Raw genomic sequence first — 17592 nt, 5'->3', positions numbered from 1 at the left:
CAGTCATGCTTCTACAGCGAATGAAAGAATTCATATTCTGATGGAGTTGGATGAAATAATCGATTTTTGCTTGATGAAAAGATCATTTCAGTGTTTCAAATGGTTGACTTGACTAGGCAATTTAAATGATAAAACAGCATGGGATAGTAAATATCAGGAATAGCTTTTATGAACAGAAAGTAATCATGACGGGACATTTTATATGTACCACAAAAAAGATATTCTTTACTGATTTAAATTCTATTTGCTCAGTTGTATTAAACAGTATAGAACCCCCTTCCAGCGGTGGCCTTACACGTTACCCTATTTCTAGCTAGAGTTTATGCTTTGTCAAGAGATAGGTGTAAGGAACGATCAACACATGTCTCAATGATAAGCAAGTTATTATTTTAGGTGCGAAAGTTGAGTTTAAAAATAAAAAAAGAACTGTTTTACGAGAAAACAGAAAGGGTACTGTTAATGATAAAAAGAGAAATGAGAAAGCAGTAATTTTATTTTCCACATTTACATTTAACCTATGGAGTAAATTAATTGTTTAAAAACATGTAATCATTTTTTCTACAGGGTATAATAAATGATGATAGTTGCTCTGCAACAAATATCAAAAGTAAGAGCGGGAAGCCCTTACGAAGAAAAGGAGTAAACAAAATGAATAAAAGGTTAGTATCGGTGTTGAAATATGGTGCGCTAAGCTTTATCTTATTTTTTAGCATTTTATTGCCAGTTTCAGCAACTTCTAATACTACAATTATCTATGGAGAAAAGCTTAACGACAGCCAGCGTGCACAGGTAAGAGAAATATTGGATATCTCAGACAATGACACTTATGAAGAACATGACGTTACAGGCCAGGATTATGCTGATTTTATAAATGGAAACCCAGATTCAAATATGTACTCTTCTGCAAGAATTACTTTGGAGTCAGATGGCAGTGGACTGGAAGTAAATATCTTAACACCAGATAATATAACAGAGGTAACAAAAGAAATGTATATGAATGCTTTGCTGACAGCCGGAGCAGAAAATGTAACGGTGGATGTTGTATCGCCTGTAAGGGTATCTGGCCACTCTGCATTGACAGGAATTTATAAAGCTTATGATGTAGAAGGAGTAGAATTAGATAAAGATCGGATGGAGCTGGCGAATGATGAGTTAGAAGTGGCAACGGATTTAGCTGACAATGATGGTGTAAGTGATGAAGATGTAAGTACACTTTTAACAGAAATTAAGAAAATGATTGCTGAACAGGATCCAGTTACAAAAGAAGAAGTAGAGCAAATCGTTAATGAGCAGTTGAACAATTTGGATATTAAGCTTAATGACGCTGATCGGCAGATGCTTATTGATTTAGTAAATAGAATGAGAGATTTAGACATTGACTTTGGATCAATGAAGGAACAATTAGAGGATATTACAAACAACCTTGTCGAAAGAGCAGAAGATTTAGGTTTAGACCAAGGATTTTGGGAGAAGGTAGCGAAGTTCTTTAGTGATATTTTCCGTGCTATTTCAAACTTCTTTAGCAGCTAATTAAATACTGGCAAGCGTTTGAAGGAGAGTTCTCTATAAAAAGAGAGCTCTTTTTTATTATTACAGAAGCCTCCGTTTGACGTGGTTTTGTCACAAAACAAGTAGTACTGTCCGCTTCTATAACAGAATTGTTACAAATGTAATAGTAAACGAGCATTATGTAATTATTGTAATTCACACTTAACCGTCCTGTAACTGTATTCTCTTGAATCCTGTGGTAGGATAGTGATTGTGAAAAAACAAAGGAGGTTATCAGATGAGAAAACTCGTAGCAGCGTTATCTGCTGGAATTATTATTACTAGTGCAGCTGCAACAACAGTTTCCGCTGAAGAAAATGAACATAAGGTCGAATCAGGAGAAAGCTTATGGAAGATTGCCGATCAATATGATACTAGCGTACAAAACTTACTTGATATAAATAGTCTTACAACAACGGTTATTCATCCAGAAGATGTTATCTATATAAGTCAACCAGATGAAGATGGTGAAGAATCTTCATTATACACAGTTGAAAAAGGTGATACACTTTCAGACATCTCTAAAAAATTCGGTGTATCCGTGAAAGATATAAAAGAATGGAATAAACTTTCGTCAGACATCATTGTTATTGGTGCTGAGTTATCAATTAATGGAGCAACTGCTGAAGCTGCAGAACCAGCTGTACAAGAAGAGCCTGCAGAAGAACCAGTTACAGAAGAAGTTGCAGAAGAGAGTGCGTCAGCTGAAGAAGAAAGCGAACCTGCACAAGAAGAATCTGCTGTTGAGCAAACTTCAAATGAAGAATCAGCTTCTGAATCAGAAGAACAATCTTCAAATGAGTCTCCACAGGGACAAACTATTTCTGTAGAAGCAACTGCATACACTGCAGGATGTAATGGATGTTCTGGAGTTACTGCAACAGGAGTAGATTTAAATGCAGATCCAAATGCAAAAGTTATTGCTGTAGATCCAAGCGTTATTCCACTGGGAAGTAAAGTATACGTAGAAGGTTATGGTTATGCAACAGCTGCTGATACCGGCGGTGCAATCCAAGGAAACAAAATTGATCTTCACGTACCAACAAAAGAAGAAGCATTGAGCTTTGGAAGACAGCAAGTTAACGTAACAATCGTTGAATAAAATCCCCTTAAAATAGATAGCATAAAAAATAGCTTAAGAGTCTCATAGACTCTTAAGCTATTTTTTTAATAACTAATAAAAAAAGGTATCATACTTTTTATATTAAGAAGTAGGACACCTTGTGATATCAGTTATTTCAGCTATTTGTTATGCAGATTGCTTTTTAAACATCCTCTTAAACACATACGCTTTTATCTATATTCAATAATTGCCTGATTGTTCCTTAGTTGTGGATTTCTGTAGAAGTGGAAGCCGGATTTTGTTCGATTTCTTCATTATTATCGCTGTGAGCATTTGAATAACCAAAAGCGCCGACTGCGGCAATGACAAAAATGAACAAAGTAAGTAGAACCTTTCGCATGTTTCTTTTCAACCCTCCATCATAAGCTTGAATAATAATCAACTATCTTAGTATAGGCTAAAGTACACATCTTGGCTAGCAGGAAAAACATTAATTTTTATACATGTTCGTTAATTCTGTAAATGGTTGGATTGGAATACTATTATGTTATACTTGTAAGGGATTACATTTAAGATGATTTAGAGGAGGGTGATGTATATGACAAGCCGGAATTTAGACCAGTTTTTGGACACAAATATTGCTGATTTAAAGGAAAACGGTCTGTATAACGAAATTGATACAGTGGAAGGTGCAAATGGTCCTGAAATTCTGATTAAAGGGAAAAAGTTAATCAATCTTTCTTCCAATAACTATTTAGGTCTGGCAACGCATCCGGAATTGAAGAATGTGGCAAAACGGGCAATTGATTCACACGGTGTTGGAGCTGGAGCAGTCCGTACGATTAATGGAACACTGGATTTGCATATTGAATTGGAAAAAAGAATTGCTGCATTTAAAGGTACAGAAGCAGCCATCGCTTATCAATCCGGTTTTAACTGTAATATGGCGGCAATTTCAGCAGTCATGGATAAAAACGATGCTATTCTTTCAGATTCTTTAAACCATGCTTCTATTATTGATGGCTGCCGTTTATCTAAAGCAAAAATTATCCGATTTGAGCATTCCGATATGGATGACCTGCGTGCTAAAGCGAAAGAAGCGACAGAGTCAGGAACATACAATAAAGTGATGGTAATCACAGATGGTGTTTTCTCAATGGACGGGGATATTGCTAAGCTGCCTGAGATTGTAGAGATTGCCGAGGAATTTGACTTGATTACCTATGTGGATGATGCACATGGCTCTGGAGTAACAGGATCCGGTGCTGGTACCGTAAAACATTTTGGACTACAGGATAAAGTTGATTTTCAAATGGGGACTTTGTCTAAGGCGATCGGTGTTATCGGCGGTTATGTTGCAGGAAAACAGGCGCTGATTGATTGGCTGAAAGTCCGCTCCCGTCCATTCCTGTTCTCTACAGCCGTATCTCCGGCAGATGCGACAGCGAGCACGAGAGCGATTGAAATTCTAATGGAAAGCACAGAATTGAACGAGAAGCTTTGGGAGAACGGGAATTACTTGAAAAAAGGATTAAAAGAACTGGGCTTTGATATTGGAGAGAGTGAGACTCCAATTACACCTTGTATTATTGGTGATGAGAAGCAGGCGCAGACATTTAGTAAGAGGTTGTATGAAGAAGGAGTATACGCGAAAGCAATTGTATTCCCGACAGTTCCAAGAGGTACCGGGCGTGTCCGTAATATGCCGACAGCAGCACATACGAAAGAGATGCTGGATCATGCAATTGGTATCTATGAAAAAATCGGTAAAGAAATGAAACTTATTTAAAGAAGATGTTCAAAAAGTCATCAATGATTTGGCAGGATATTAATCTGCTGCTTTTAATTTGAATACTTTTTGAACATGTACTAAAAAAAGTAAGAGGAGTTTTCCGAGATGAAAAAAATTTTAGTGACCGGTGCATTAGGACAAATCGGGTCAGAATTAACGGAGAAGCTTCGCAGTACATACGGTGAAGACAATATCATTGCTTCTGATATCCGGAGACCTGAAAATCCGTCAGGAATATTTGAAGAAATTGATGTAACCAAGGAAAAAGAAATATATGAGATTTCTAAAAAATATAATGTAGATACGATCATCCATTTAGCGGCACTCCTATCAGCGAAGGCAGAGGCTTTTCCAAAAGTAGCCTGGGAAATTAATATGGGCGGATTGGTAAATGCTTTAGAAGCGGCTAAGCAATTAGATTTAAAATTCTTTACACCAAGCTCTATTGGAGCATTTGGGCCAAGTACGCCCAAGGATAATACACCTCAGGATACCTTACAGCGGCCAACAACGATGTATGGGGTGAATAAGGTAGCAGGAGAGCTTCTATGTGATTATTATTTTTCCAGATTCGGAGTAGATACCAGAGGAGTCCGTTTTCCCGGTTTGATTTCTTATGTAACCGCTCCTGGAGGCGGTACCACAGATTATGCAGTAGAAGTTTATTATGAAGCAATTCGGAAAGGTGCTTATACTTCCTATATTGCACAAGGCACGCATATGGATATGATGTATATGCCGGATGCTTTAAATGCAATTATTCAGCTGATGGAAGCAAATCCTGATCGGTTAAAGCATCGCAATGCATTCAACATTACAGCGGTATCTGCAGCACCGGAACACTTTGCATCGTCAATCCGCAAGCAGATTCCGAATTTTGAAATGGGTTATCAGGTCGATCCAGTCAGGCAGGGAATTGCAGAGAGCTGGCCGGATTCTATTAATGCAGATGCTGCTAAAGAAGAATGGGGATTTGAAGCGGCATATGATATTGATAATATGACGGTAGATATGCTGGAGAAGATTCGTGAAAAATTAAAGAAAGATAGTGCTTGAAAGGATAAAATCATTCGAGCTTTTTAAGGAAAACCGGACTTATATATAAATATTTTACAGCACCTCTCAACATTTGGGAGGTGTTTTTATAATGAACAGAATTCCGAACTGATTTTTCCATTTTTATCTAGTGATTCACAATGCAAAAATATAAGGGTGTGAGTATAATTATACATTCTGTAATAAAAGAATATATATTAAAAAGAGTTATAAACAAGTTTAGTAAGCGCTGTATTCTGAAAAACTACATGTAACTCCCAAAAAAATATACTTGAAAATGTATATTTAATCATTTATAATCTAACCTAACAATCATTAGGTGGTGAGTTTTTTGACTAAAGAAAAGATTTTAAAAGCTGCTATTAATCAATATTCGCTCTACAATTATCATGGCGCGACTATGAAGAAGATTGCAGATGAAGTAAATATCAAGCCGGCGTCCATTTATTTTTTTTATAAAAATAAAGAAGAGCTTTTCTTAGCTGCATTCAAATGGATACTGGAATCGCATTTTAATTATATTCGGAATATTATGGGAGAAGTTATTGAGCAGCCAATACTAAATATTTATAAGACTATTATTCGGAAAACTGTTGCTTATCATAGTGAGAGACAGAACGAAACAAATGCTTATATTTCATTAATTAACTCACCTCCTGCAGAGATTAAACCATTCTTGCACCATCATATGCAGCGTTTTGACAGCTGGATGGAGCAGATATTGACAGAACAAATGCAAAAAGAATACCCAAATATATCTGAGGAAAAAATAATAAAGATAACCAAACAATTTCTCATTATAATGGATGGGATATTCTGGGAAATAAATCTTTATGAAAAAGAAGAGCTGGAAAGACAAATTGAATATGCAATAAATATCATTGAATGTTTATTGAGAGAGGAAGTTAAATAAATGAACAACGATTTCGCGAGAGAGCCCGTACCACAAGAAGAGAGAAAACATTGGTTTACGATTTCGTTAGTGTGGATAGCAGTAGGAATTGATTTATCCGCCGTTATTTTCGGTGTTGAATTAGGAAGCGGAATGGCATTTGGGGATGCGCTGATTTCTGTTTTAATTGGTTCGGGGATACTCGGAGTTCTGGCAGCTTTTTGTGCTTATGTAGGAACTGCAACCGGGTTCTCTACCTCGATGATTTCCAGATTTACCTTCGGAGTTTCCGGTGCAAAGTTTGTATCCTTTTTTATGGCAGTTGCTTTATTAGGCTGGTTTGGCGTACAAACAGGATTTTTTGCTGAGAATGCGTCAGCGATATTTCAACATTCATTTCATATAAATGTGCCCTTACCGTTATTGGCTGCACTTGGAGGAATATTAATGACTTCGACAGCTATTTACGGATATAAAGCAATTGAAAAGCTGAGTGCATGGGCAGTGCCATTATTGTTAATTCTCATTTTCCTAACGATTGGACTGGCAGTTAATAAGTATGGAACAGAAGCATTAAGCGCCCCGGTTGAGAACATTTTTACAATGGGGATGGCGATTTCGTTAGCTATCAGTGTATTTATTACTGGAGCGGTTATTTCCCCGGACATTTCACGATGGGCAAAGACAAAGAAGGATGCTATTTTAGCTTCTTTTATCGGTTTCTTTGTAGGGAACAGTTTTATGATTATTGTTTCCATGATTCTATCAAGAATTATGGATGAAGACAGCCTGACAACAATTATGATTATGGTCGGCTTAGGAGTTCCGGGAATACTTGTATTAATTTTGGCGCAATGGACAACCAATACTAGCAATGCTTATTCATCAGGGTTAAGCTTTGCGGTCATTTTCACCAAAGTGAATAAAGGGCTGCTGACATTAATCGCAGGAATTTTAGGAACATTGTTGGCAGTACTTGGAATTTATGATAATTTTATTAACTTCTTAACGATTATGTCGATGTTTATCACGCCAATCGCAGGGGTTTATACAGCATCCTATTATTTCGGGAAGCAAAAATACTTCACAGTAGCTGTAGGACAGGATAGAAATTTCAAGCTGCTGCCATTGCTTGCATGGTTTTTAGGAGCTGCGGTGAATTGGATGACCTCTCCTGGACCAACAGGACTGGAACTGTTCAATTTTACGACAATACCGGCACTGGACAGCTTTATTGTTGCCTTTATTGCCCAACTTATATTTATTGTAATTATGAAAGCTAACGAACAGAAAGGATGATAAATTGCATGAAATGGTTAAATGAAGAAGATATTCAGCATATTGCAACAGGAGCTGCTGTGTTAGGAACTGGCGGCGGAGGAGATCCTTATATCGGAAAAATGCTGGCTTTATCTTCCATAAAACAATATGGGCCAGTAAAAATGATTACAGTAGAAGAGCTGGAGGAAGATCATTTTGTTCTTCCTGTTTCTGGAATGGGTTCTCCAAGTGTGTTAGTCGAGAAAATTCCTTCCTTCGATCAGCTGAAAGCTCCACTGGAAGCATATGAAGAGGCGGTGGGCAAAAAAGTCGACGTTGTGATGCCTATTGAGATAGGCGGGGTTAATTCCTTGATTCCCGTTGCCGTCGCGGCGATGAAAGGAATTCCTATTTTAGATGGGGATGCAATGGGAAGAGCTTTCCCAGAAGCACAAATGGTAACCTTCCATTTAGACGGGTTAAAGCCGGAGCTGGTTACACTGGGAGATGAAAAATCAAATGTTGTTTCTATTAAACCAGCAGATGGTATCTGGAGTGAAAAAATATCAAGGCAGATTACCATTGTAATGGGAGGATCATCCATTGTATGTGACTATGGAATCAGTGGCAAACAGGCCAAAGAGAGTGTTATTCCAGATACCTTAACCTTAGCACAACAGATTGGTGCACTATTGACAAATGAACGGACAGCAAAAGTTCATCCAATCGTACAAATGCTGGAGAAACTGAACGGACATAAATTATTTAAAGGAAAAGCAATCCAAATTGAACGGAAGATTCAAGGTGGATTTACACGTGGAAGGGCAACTTTTGAAGGATCGGATGAGAATAAGGAAAGTACCTGCCAATTATTTTTCCAAAATGAACATCTGCTGGCAGAGGTAAACGGGAAACCTGTAGCTATTACACCAGATTTAATCGCAGTACTGGATGAGGAAACAGGAATGCCGATTACCACAGAAGGTTTAAAATATGGCGCCCGCGTTGTAGTTGTTGCTTTTCCTGCTCATGAGAAATGGAGAACAGCTATTGGCATTGAAACAGCAGGACCAAAATACTTCAAGTATGACTATGATTACGTCCCGCTTGAAACGCTGGTAAAGGAGGCTGACCAATGATCAGATTAGGAATCGATATAGGTGGAACAAATACAGATGGTGTAATTCTTAGTGCAGATAATGAAATTTTAGCAAGCACTAAATCGACTACTACAAAAGATATATTCTCCGGTATTAAACAAACCTTAAATAAACTGATGGAAGAATCAAAATTAGATGCTGAAAAAATAGATGTGGCAACACTCGGGACAACACATTGTACCAATGCTATTGTTGAAAGAAAAGGATTGAATCGTGTCGGTATTATCCGCATTTGCCTGCCGTCAGGGTCAGCAGTTACACCATTATTAGATTGGCCGCAGGATCTAGTTGATCAGCTGGACCCGGTGATGTTTTTAATTCATGGTGGCTATGAATATAATGGGGAACCAATTGCTGCTTTAGAAGAAAATGAATTACAGAATGTGGTGGAGAAACTAAAAGGAGAAGTAGATTCCATCGCTATTACAAGTGTATTTTCTCCAGTTCAAAATAAACAAGAAAAATATGTTGCTGAATATTTAAGCAAAGCAATGCCTGAAATTCCAATTTCCATTTCAAGTGAAATTGGCTCTGTCGGTTTAATTGAACGGGAAAACGCAACGATTTTGAACGCAGCGTTAATGAGTACTATTCGCCACGTATCAGAAGGCTTCCAGCAAGCCCTGGGGCAAGAGGGAATTCAGGCAAAAATCTTTCTTGGACAAAATGACGGAACACTGATGACGAATGAATATGCACAGAAATACCCGATTTATACCATTGCCTGTGGCCCTACCAATTCTATTCGGGGCGCAGCTCATTTAACCAATGAACCAAATGCGATTGTTGTTGATATTGGCGGGACGACAACGGATATCGGTGTTCTGGCTAACAGTTTTCCACGTCAAACTTCCCTGGCCGTTGAAGTAGGAGGAGTACGCACTAATTATCGGATGCCTGATATTTATTCTGTTGGGTTTGGCGGAGGAACGAGAATACATCAAAAAGATGAAGGCTGGAAAGTTGGTCCGGATAGTGTAGGCTATCGTCTCATGGAAGAAGCAAAATCGTTTGGCGGAGAGACATTAACTGCAACCGATATTGCAATTGCCAAGGGCCAGGTCCGTTTTGGAGAGGCAAATATTGATTCATTCAAAGACCTCCCTATTGAAGATATTTATGAAATAATGACACATGTTGTAGAAGAAGCGATTGACCGGATGAAAACCAATAGTGAAGATGCAACTGTAGTTTTAGTCGGCGGAGGAGCAGCACTTATGCCGGAAGCTCTCAAAGGAGCCAGTAAAGTAATCCGTCCTGCTCATGCCGGTGTAGCGAACGCAATTGGAGCAGCTCTTGGTGATATCAGCGGTACAGTGGAACGAATTTATTTACTGGAGAATGAAAGCTATGAAACCATTATGGAGAATGCGAAAGCGGAAGCAGTGAAAAATGCTGTTGCAGCAGGTGCAGATCCGGATCAGATTCAAATTATTCAATTAGAAGACTTCCCGTTAGCTTATTTACCGGGACAAGCATTGCTTGTTAAAGTAAAGGTAGCAGGTCCTCTTAAAATATAAGACACCGTCAAATCCGGGAGATTAATTGATTCAGAAGATTTCAGGACCATAAGAAATCCATTTATTAAGATGGGGTTCTTATGGTCTTTTTAGATAATCTTAAAATAGAGGTCAAATTCTAATAAATCGGTACAGTATTCATCCTGTATAAAATATAATAGTTAGTCCAATATAAAAAAGGGAGGTGCACAATGAAAAAGATAGTATTAATCATTGCCGTTACAATTATTTCTTTCAGTTGTTTTGCGATTAATACTTTGGCTGAAGAAGATGATTTTACATCTAAAAAACCAATGACTGAAGAAGAAGTTTATAAGACAATGGGATATTCAAAAGATATAAGTAAAATTATAAACATATTTGAAGAAAAATTTGATACAAAGATAATGCTGCCTAAAGAAATGCCCTTTGAAGTGAGAAATAAATTTGCCAAAATTGATGAACAAAATAATTTAGATATCCACTATAAAGGAAAATATAAAAAAGATAATTTTCAATTTATCGTTAATCCGGAATCACCGCGGGATGTAGAAAGCAACTACAAATTAAAAAGCGGAGAAGATGTTTATATAGAAAAAATAAAATCAGAGATTTCTTCCCCTATAATTGAACTTGTTTATAAGCAGGAGAAATTAGAATATATATTATATTTAAGAGCTAACGGTAAATACGACAAAGAGTCGTTAATTAATATTGCTGAGTCTTTAGAATAATATCGTTATATTTTGTTAATCAGCTCCAGATATTGCGTATCTCCATATCCGATTGTTGGGAAGCGGATAAATAGCCTTTGGAGTAATTCAGATGTCGGCAGGTCAGTGTGTTTAGAAATATATTTTACTACTTCATTATCTTCATCTGACATATCCAGATAAAGATTAATTGCCTGGTACATGACTGGAAACTGCTTTACAGAGGTCTTTCTGTGATGAATAAATACATCTTTTGTAGGCAGAGGTATATTCACTTAATTCAAGCTTTGTTTGCTGAACTTTGAATTCATCCTCTCTGAAGCTATTTAAAAATACATTTCCCTGGTATTCGGTCTGTTTAAGAAAAGCAAGCAGGGTAAGGAGATTCATTTGACAAAACATATCTTCACCAAACCATAAAACGATATATTTATGTTCTTTATTAAAAAGATAATCCAATGGATGAATCACTTTTTGTATATAGTTTTCAGTAGATTCTCCATGTCTGGCAGCGCGTGTATGAATAAAGTGTTTATCAAAAACCTTCTCTGTAACAGGATGTACACACATCGCCTCATTGAATAAAGCATAATCAGCTTCTCCCATTAATTTATTTTCTTTAAATTCCTCGTACAGTATTTGGAAGTTTAAGATATGAAGCACATTATGATCAAAGAGTTCACGATTCTCATTTTGTAACTTTTCAATCTCTAATTTTCTGGAAATATTCATTCTGTACCATCCCCCATCTTTATCAGTAGTGAGTTTAATAAATGATTGAACAGGATGCTTATGGAGCTGATATTGTCTCGGGGTAATACCGAAAACAGCTTTAAACGCCCGGCTTTATGCCTCTTGGGAAGAGTAGTAATAGTCAAAAGCAATATCAATAATCCTTCTGTTATTTTTCAAATCTTCCGTAGATAAATATAACCTTCTAAGAAGTGTATAGCGTCTAATGCTGATTCCAGTGGTCTGATGGAACTTAAAAGAACAATAATAAGGGGAATAACCTATATAGTCAGCCAGTTCATCTAATGAAAAAGCTGACTGCAGACGGTATTCTAGCCAATCAACCATAAGCTGGATATCTTCATTCATTTATCTCCCTCCTGGATTAAAGTATAAGAGGTTTTAATTTTATTATTTGATATTTCTTGTGTTTATGCTTAGAAATGATTGCTCCAATTTTAAGAAAAAAAGACCCCGATAAATCAATCTCATTTATCGAAGTCTCTGTTTCCTTCATAACATTATGCAGTTGTATACATTTCCTTCACTTGCTTTTGCAGCTTTTTATCCTGAACGTATTCATCATAAGACATTTCCTTATCGATAATACCATTCGGAGTAATTTCCATAATACGGTTAGCGATACTGTTGATAAATTCATGATCATGTGATGTAAAGACAATGGATCCTTTGAATTTAACAAGACCATTATTTAAGGCTTGAATAGATTCAAGATCAAGGTGGTTCGTAGGCTCATCTAAAATAAGTACATTTGATTTGGAAAGCATCATTTTAGACAGCATACAGCGGACCTTTTCTCCCCCGGAGAGTACATTTGCTTTTTTCTTCGCTTCTTCTCCGGAAAATAGCATTCTTCCTAAGAAACCACGCAGGAATGTTTCTGTTTCATCCTCAGGAGAATACTGGCGGAGCCAATCTACCAGCGTTAGATCAGATCCATCAAAGAACTCAGAATTATCTTTTGGAAAATAAGACTGGGATGTTGTAATACCCCATTTATAGGAACCTTCATCCGGCTCCAATTCACCAGAAATAATTTGCAGCAAAGTTGTGTTGGCAATGTCATCTCTTCCGACCAATGCCACTTTATCATTTGGATTTAAAATAAAATTCACTTTATCTAATACTTTTACCCCGTTAATTGTTTTAGACAGGTCCTTCACCTGTAATAAATCATTTCCAATTTCACGCTCTGGAGTAAAGGCAATGTATGGATATTTTCTGGAGGATGGTTTAATATCGTCCAATGTAATATTATCCAGCATTTTTTTACGGGAGGTAGCCTGCTTGGACTTCGAAGCATTCGCGCTGAAACGTGCGATAAATTCTTTCAGCTCGTTGATTTTTTCTTCTTTTTTCTTATTAGACTCTTGTGCCATACGGGAAGCAAGCTGGCTTGATTCATACCAGAAATCATAGTTCCCGACATAGAGCTGAATTTTTCCGAAATCGACATCCGCAATTTGCGTACATACTTTATTTAAAAAGTGACGGTCGTGGGATACTACGATAACAGTATTTTCGAATTGAATAAGAAATTCTTCCAGCCATTGGATTGCTTGAATATCCAATCCATTTGTAGGCTCGTCGAGAAGAAGAATATCGGGATTCCCGAATAAGGCTTGTGCAAGTAGTACTTTTACCTTTTGTTCCTCAGGGATTTCAGCCATTTTTAAATCATGAACAGATTCTTCTACACCAAGACCTTTAAGAAGCACGGCCGCATCAGATTCTGCTTCCCATCCGTTCATTTCTGCAAATTCACCTTCCAGCTCAGCGGCACGGATGCCGTCCTCTTCGCTGAAATCTGCTTTCATATAAATAGCATCTTTTTCCTGTTTGACTTTGTATAAACGCTCATGACCCATTAATACAGTTTCCAGCACGGGATGCTCTTCATAAGCATAGTGATCTTGCTTTAAAACAGTCAGACGCTGCCCCGGTGTAAGAGATACATTCCCAGATTGCGGTTCAATTTCACCAGAAAGAATTTTCAGGAAAGTTGATTTTCCGGCTCCATTTGCCCCAATAACACCGTAGCAATTTCCAGGCGTGAATTTTAAATTTACATCTTCAAAAAGCTTCTTGTCGCCATATCGTAAACTAACATTAGTTACTGTTAACATTTTATTAATTGCCTCCATTAAATCATTATCAAAATAAGCTTACGTTATTTACGGAAACAATGCAAGATAAGACCGCTATATCTATGAAAGTATCTCAATTTCCAGCTCTATAAAGATATAGACCTGAAGGCTTAGTTTAAAATATGACGCTGGGTTATTACGGATGGATAAGATAACCGCTAAAATAAAAATAACTTAAAAATTAAAGAGGAAGAAAGTTGGGCTTCATTATTTATATTCTTCACCACAGCTTAAGAAGAGGAGGAGTACAAATGGGTGCAAAAATTTTGCAACACACGGGTGCTATTTCAGATAATTTTCATATACTGATAAATAAGAACGAGCTAAGGAAGCGTTTTGCTGCGGCAGTTTATTACATCAGAAAAAGTGAACAGGAAAAAGAAGAAACGAGAAAGTTAATGCATATGCAATATAAGCTGGAAAAAATATACCGGCAGGAGTATATAAATGCACAGAAAAATGCAGAGGTTCAATTTATGCAAATGAAGGCTGCTGAACAGGATTCAGAAAAAGAGGTATATCATTTTGCACAAATAGCGTACAAGACTTGTAAAAAGCGCATGAAGAAAATGCAAATCACAGCAGAGGAAGCATCTAATCAGCTGGAATCAATGAAAAAGATATATCATGAAATGGACAGCCAGCTCAAAATAATGAAAAGAAATCTGATGAAGCAGATGAACTATGAAAATATTGACAAATTAGATAATCCATTGAAACTTTTTGTCATTTAATACGTAAATAAATGTATAGCAGAATAAGAAGAATCACCATTATTCATATCCTTTTTTAAATAGAAATAAATCTATTAAGAGGAAATGTGTACCATATAAGGTATACTTTTATCAATTTTTGCACCAGCTATTGTATATTAAAATACTTTTGTATATATTAATAAAAAGGGGTATGTCCGAAGAGGGGGAACAAGTAGATGAAAAGCAAGACGGTTTATTTGCTGTTTACCGATACAGGAAGCTATCTATCACGATTGATTCATCTGTATACCCAGGAGCCTTTAAACCATGTTTCTATTGCTTTAGATAGAGAATTAACAGAAGTTTATAGCTTTGGGAGAAAACAGCCTGATAATCCATTTATCGGTGGCTTTGTGAAAGAGGATATTTTTTCACCATACTTAAATAGCTCTATGTGTGAAATTTATGAGCTTAAAGTGACCGAAAATGAATATGAATATATTAAATCCTTTATTCAAAATATAGAGATTGACAAAGATAAATATCGTTATAATTTTATTGGGTTATTTGGAGTCATGATGAAAATAAAAATTACACGTCAGACAGCCTTTTTCTGTTCACAGTTTGTGGCAACTATTTTACAGGGTGTAACGAGCCTTTCATTAACAAAAGACCCTTACTTTACAACTCCGGAGGATATTCGAACTGCTCCAGATTTGAAGCTTGTTTATGAAGGAACATTGTTACATTATCAAGATAAGGATTCTTTATCTTCAACAGAGCAGCCATCATTATCTTATATTTCTAATTTATAGGTGTTGAGATAAAAAATCTTAAAGAACCCGGGCATTTGTACTTCCTTTACTTTTCCCGTAATAAGGAAGTACTGAATCTGCTAAAATATTATTTTACAAAGCACGGAGCCTCTTAAGTTGAGGCTCCGTGCTTTGTTCTTTACTCTATTCAAATAGATTTTGCATTGCTTCTCTCGAGAAATCCTGAATGCCTAGTGTTTCATAAGGGACGACCAGCTTCATGGTAATATTATTTGCTTCTAGATCCATATGCTGTACAGCTACATCGAAATTGCCCTGTAAATTCATATCTGTAACAGCTACATAAATTTCCTGGCTGTCCGGGTCTATCGTTACCCATTCAGGCATTGGTAAAAATTTATCCATGTATTCCATAATTTTTTTGTTTGGCAGTTCTAAAAGTCCAACAGAGATAGACTTCAGTTGTAAAACCAGATCACCGTTTGTCTGCTCAATCGGTTCAAAACGGACAGAAAGAGGAACTGTGGAAGAGAAGACAGGCAATTCACCCATCAGATGCACATCATCCTCAAGAAAAATACGGTAATGGTGATCCGTCCCCTCAAGTAATTTCTCAATATAAGCATTGATTAAATTATTTAAGTTTTGCTTTGTTGTCTGAATGTAAAACTCAGAGCTTTCCTGCTCGTCTATTACAGAATTTTGCGGGAACTCATTTTTAGAAACTGGCCAAAAAATAAGCGCCAGCAAAAGGAGTAAGATAGCTGCATTAAAGATAAGAAGACCGAGAAAACCGGCTTTCCATTTATTATTTATTTTTATTTGTCTATTCTTTACTCTCATTATGTTTTCATCCCAACTTAATTAAAATATTCCAGAATACGTTCAGCCATTAGATAATATCCATCATAATTAGGGTGGAAATTATCGTCTGAAAATAAATTTGCAGTCTCGTCTTCAAATAAATCATCAATTGGTACAAAGGTGCTGCCTTCGTATTGATTGACTGTCTCTCTTCCTATAGTATTCCAATCAGCGACAATCTGGTCCAATTCTGGAATGTCCTCAAAATAATTTGTAAAAGGATTAAAAATACCTAATAGATAAATAGAGGCATCCGCATTAATGGAACGAAGCTTATCAAATATTTCGCTGAGACGATCTTCGTAGAAAGCCTGTTCCTCGTTAAAGTAGCTGATCTCCAAGTCCATAATATTTTCCTTTAACACTTGCATAATATCATTAGCACCGATGGTAATGATAATAATATCTGCTTCTTCTAAAGCATCCGTTAATTCAGGCTCTTCCTCCAGACGGGTGAGCAGCTGATCGGAGCGGTTTCCACGTTTTCCAAAGTTATCAAAATGGACATTTGTATCAAGTGCCTGAAGTGTTCTGTCTAATATCCCGACATAGCCCCCCTGATTTGTATCGTCTCCTACACCCTGAGTCAGTGAATCACCAAGAGCAACGATATCCACATTTTCCTCAGAAGCAAATCCGAATGTATTTTCAAAAGGCTCATCGACAGCTATTTCCTCATTTTCTTGTTCGTCCGCGTTTCCCATAACTTCCTCGCTGTCGTCTTCTGTATCTTCTTCGCCATTTTCTGCTGGTTCAGACGTAATTTGTTCTCTAAGAGCTTCTTCTCTTTCCCGTTGTTCAGAGCTTAATTGAAAATATGGCAGCTGTAAAATCGAAAAAACAGCTATAATGATAATAAGAATGGAGCTAATGAGAATAAGCCATCTTTTTTTGGTCATTTTCATGATTACACCTACGTGTTCTTTTCTTCTAGTTTATGTTGGAACAAATAAAATTACTTAATAATACATAAAGAAAATGTTCAAAAAGTCCAATAAAAAATGGCAGGGGAAGGAGCTTTTGTTTAGATAGCCTGTATTGTTACAGGCAACACAGGGTTACCACAAGACGGAGAAGTCTGTCAGCTTGCTATCCCCACAGGATAAGTAACCGAAGCCTAGTCCGGTTTCATCCCCAGTACGTAATCGAGCAGCCCTTATCAGCTGATTTTTGAACATACATGTAAAAAGTTTATTTGATGTGTACGTATTTGTAAAATAATTTGGTAGAGTAGATGTTTTTATTTATATTCCTATTTTAATCAAGGATTATAAATAATAAACAGGTTTAAATGAAAAACGCCTTCTAATTTTATGTAGAAGACGTGACTAAACCTCATTATAACATAAAAGTACCCGTCTTTCTTCACGATAA

At 36.8% G+C, this 17592-nt stretch carries 15 protein-coding genes and 1 pseudogene; 11 read left to right on the top strand and 5 right to left on the bottom strand.

Annotated features, from left to right (window positions below; all coding sequences use genetic code 11):
- Window positions 1-648 precede the first annotated feature (648 nt).
- Together OSO01_RS20520 and OSO01_RS20515 are read left to right on the top strand one after the other, a co-directional pair.
- Window positions 649-1530, top strand: coding sequence for a DUF1002 domain-containing protein (locus OSO01_RS20520; RefSeq protein WP_147212339.1), 882 nt, complete (start codon window positions 649-651; stop codon window positions 1528-1530).
- 256 nt (window positions 1531-1786) lie between these two features.
- Window positions 1787-2650 carry a 3D domain-containing protein gene (locus OSO01_RS20515; protein ID WP_147212338.1) on the top strand — a complete coding sequence of 288 codons (864 nt, stop codon included), beginning with the start codon at window positions 1787-1789 and terminating at the stop codon, window positions 2648-2650.
- Between the two features lie 223 nt (window positions 2651-2873).
- Here the strand turns inward: OSO01_RS20515 and OSO01_RS23485 are convergent, their stop codons facing one another.
- Window positions 2874-3011, bottom strand: coding sequence for a hypothetical protein (locus OSO01_RS23485; protein ID WP_186813724.1), 138 nt, complete (start codon window positions 3009-3011; stop codon window positions 2874-2876).
- A gap of 198 nt (window positions 3012-3209) precedes the next feature.
- Between OSO01_RS23485 and OSO01_RS20510 the strand changes: the two genes are divergently transcribed.
- From OSO01_RS20510 to OSO01_RS20480, 7 genes are all read left to right on the top strand, one after another.
- Window positions 3210-4400: a glycine C-acetyltransferase gene (locus OSO01_RS20510; protein ID WP_147212337.1), complete on the top strand. Its 1191-nt coding sequence runs from the start codon at window positions 3210-3212 to the stop codon at window positions 4398-4400.
- A gap of 108 nt (window positions 4401-4508) precedes the next feature.
- Entirely contained in the window at window positions 4509-5459 is a 951-nt protein-coding gene (locus OSO01_RS20505; RefSeq protein ID WP_147212336.1) for an NAD-dependent epimerase/dehydratase family protein, read from the top strand.
- A gap of 331 nt (window positions 5460-5790) precedes the next feature.
- On the top strand, window positions 5791-6372 hold the full coding sequence (locus tag OSO01_RS20500) for a TetR/AcrR family transcriptional regulator (RefSeq protein WP_186813723.1): 582 nt from the start codon (window positions 5791-5793) through the stop codon (window positions 6370-6372).
- On the top strand, window positions 6373-7650 hold the full coding sequence (locus OSO01_RS20495) for a cytosine permease (RefSeq protein ID WP_147212334.1): 1278 nt from the start codon (window positions 6373-6375) through the stop codon (window positions 7648-7650).
- 8 nt (window positions 7651-7658) lie between these two features.
- Window positions 7659-8750 (top strand): S-methyl thiohydantoin desulfurase family protein, encoded by a 1092-nt coding sequence (locus OSO01_RS20490; protein ID WP_147212333.1) that lies wholly within the window; start codon window positions 7659-7661, stop codon window positions 8748-8750.
- The gene (locus OSO01_RS20485) at window positions 8747-10291 is read left to right on the top strand and encodes a hydantoinase/oxoprolinase N-terminal domain-containing protein (protein WP_147212332.1); all 1545 of its coding nucleotides are present in this window, start codon (window positions 8747-8749) and stop codon (window positions 10289-10291) included. The genes OSO01_RS20490 and OSO01_RS20485 overlap by 4 nt, the downstream gene beginning before the upstream one ends.
- 191 nt (window positions 10292-10482) lie before the next feature.
- Window positions 10483-11004 (top strand): hypothetical protein, encoded by a 522-nt coding sequence (locus tag OSO01_RS20480; RefSeq protein ID WP_147212331.1) that lies wholly within the window; start codon window positions 10483-10485, stop codon window positions 11002-11004.
- 5 nt (window positions 11005-11009) lie between these two features.
- Here OSO01_RS20480 and OSO01_RS20475 read toward each other — a convergent pair.
- A pseudogene (locus OSO01_RS20475) lies at window positions 11010-12084 on the bottom strand (helix-turn-helix transcriptional regulator).
- Window positions 12085-12236: 152 nt separating this feature from the next.
- Window positions 12237-13862: an ABC-F family ATP-binding cassette domain-containing protein gene (locus OSO01_RS20470; RefSeq protein ID WP_147212330.1), complete on the bottom strand. Its 1626-nt coding sequence runs from the start codon at window positions 13860-13862 to the stop codon at window positions 12237-12239.
- 272 nt (window positions 13863-14134) lie between these two features.
- On the opposite strand from OSO01_RS20470, the gene OSO01_RS20465 reads away from it, so the two are divergent.
- Both OSO01_RS20465 and OSO01_RS20460 read left to right on the top strand, forming a co-directional pair.
- Complete coding sequence (locus tag OSO01_RS20465) at window positions 14135-14617, top strand: hypothetical protein (RefSeq protein ID WP_147212329.1); 483 nt, start codon at window positions 14135-14137, stop codon at window positions 14615-14617.
- Between the two features lie 197 nt (window positions 14618-14814).
- Entirely contained in the window at window positions 14815-15393 is a 579-nt protein-coding gene (locus tag OSO01_RS20460; RefSeq protein WP_186813722.1) for a hypothetical protein, read from the top strand.
- Window positions 15394-15537: 144 nt separating this feature from the next.
- Here the strand turns inward: OSO01_RS20460 and OSO01_RS20455 are convergent, their stop codons facing one another.
- Window positions 15538-16197, bottom strand: a complete 660-nt coding sequence (locus OSO01_RS20455) for a YpmS family protein (protein ID WP_147212328.1) — start codon at window positions 16195-16197, stop codon at window positions 15538-15540.
- 17 nt (window positions 16198-16214) lie between these two features.
- Window positions 16215-17117, bottom strand: a complete 903-nt coding sequence (locus tag OSO01_RS20450; RefSeq protein WP_246145261.1) for an SGNH/GDSL hydrolase family protein — start codon at window positions 17115-17117, stop codon at window positions 16215-16217.
- Between the last annotated feature and the right edge of the window lie 475 nt (window positions 17118-17592).

Source organism: Oceanobacillus sojae (genome assembly GCF_007991515.1).
GTDB lineage: Bacteria > Bacillota > Bacilli > Bacillales > Amphibacillaceae > Oceanobacillus > Oceanobacillus sojae.
The sequence above is the reverse complement of the archived record's forward strand: the minus strand, read 5'-3'. Positions and strand labels throughout refer to the sequence as shown.

Bases quoted from the DNA above. Each gene is read 5' to 3' on its own strand.
- OSO01_RS20480 (WP_147212331.1), top strand. From the start codon at position 10,483: ATGAAAAAGATAGTATTAATCATTGCCGTTACAATTATTTCTTTCAGT.
- OSO01_RS20470 (WP_147212330.1), bottom strand. From the start codon at position 13,862: ATGTTAACAGTAACTAATGTTAGTTTACGATATGGCGACAAGAAGCTT.
- OSO01_RS20520 (WP_147212339.1), top strand. From the start codon at position 649: ATGAATAAAAGGTTAGTATCGGTGTTGAAATATGGTGCGCTAAGCTTT.
- OSO01_RS20490 (WP_147212333.1), top strand. From the start codon at position 7,659: ATGAAATGGTTAAATGAAGAAGATATTCAGCATATTGCAACAGGAGCT.
- OSO01_RS20455 (WP_147212328.1), bottom strand. From the start codon at position 16,197: ATGAGAGTAAAGAATAGACAAATAAAAATAAATAATAAATGGAAAGCC.
- OSO01_RS20515 (WP_147212338.1), top strand. From the start codon at position 1,787: ATGAGAAAACTCGTAGCAGCGTTATCTGCTGGAATTATTATTACTAGT.
- OSO01_RS20495 (WP_147212334.1), top strand. From the start codon at position 6,373: ATGAACAACGATTTCGCGAGAGAGCCCGTACCACAAGAAGAGAGAAAA.
- OSO01_RS20510 (WP_147212337.1), top strand. From the start codon at position 3,210: ATGACAAGCCGGAATTTAGACCAGTTTTTGGACACAAATATTGCTGAT.
- OSO01_RS23485 (WP_186813724.1), bottom strand. From the start codon at position 3,011: ATGCGAAAGGTTCTACTTACTTTGTTCATTTTTGTCATTGCCGCAGTC.
- OSO01_RS20485 (WP_147212332.1), top strand. From the start codon at position 8,747: ATGATCAGATTAGGAATCGATATAGGTGGAACAAATACAGATGGTGTA.
- OSO01_RS20450 (WP_246145261.1), bottom strand. From the start codon at position 17,117: ATGACCAAAAAAAGATGGCTTATTCTCATTAGCTCCATTCTTATTATC.
- OSO01_RS20465 (WP_147212329.1), top strand. From the start codon at position 14,135: ATGGGTGCAAAAATTTTGCAACACACGGGTGCTATTTCAGATAATTTT.
- OSO01_RS20505 (WP_147212336.1), top strand. From the start codon at position 4,509: ATGAAAAAAATTTTAGTGACCGGTGCATTAGGACAAATCGGGTCAGAA.
- OSO01_RS20460 (WP_186813722.1), top strand. From the start codon at position 14,815: ATGAAAAGCAAGACGGTTTATTTGCTGTTTACCGATACAGGAAGCTAT.